General features: G+C 62.9%; 1 protein-coding gene. It reads right to left on the reverse strand.

The window, feature by feature from the left end; genetic code table 11:
- On the reverse strand, nt 1-280 hold a 280-nt coding region (locus tag CVH10_RS19250), incomplete at its 3' end, for a S24 family peptidase (RefSeq protein ID WP_106489398.1).
- Between the last annotated feature and the right edge of the window lie 30 nt (nt 281-310).

The following is a 310-nucleotide window of genomic DNA, read 5'->3' on the forward strand; positions in this document are numbered from 1 at the left end:
CGATGATCGCGATCACGATATGCCCTTCTGCAGGGCGAGTGTCGCGATCGACCACCACGACGTCGTTATCGTAGATGCCCGCCTCGATCATGCTGTTGCCGCTGATCCGGAACACGAAGCTCGCCGCCCGATCGAGCCTCAACAGCTCGAGCAGGTTTATGGCGTCATCCTCCCAATCTTGGGCCGGGCTGGGAAAGCCGGCGCCGGCTGCGCCGACGACGCGGAGAACAGTCCCCTTCGGCACGTCGGCGAGCGGGACCGGCTGCATCAGAGGCAGCATATTGATTCCCTTCGCGCTCCTTGTAACTCG

This window comes from Halomonas sp. ND22Bw (assembly GCF_003011945.1).
In the GTDB taxonomy this organism is placed as follows: Bacteria; Pseudomonadota; Gammaproteobacteria; order Pseudomonadales; family Halomonadaceae; genus Halomonas; species Halomonas halophila.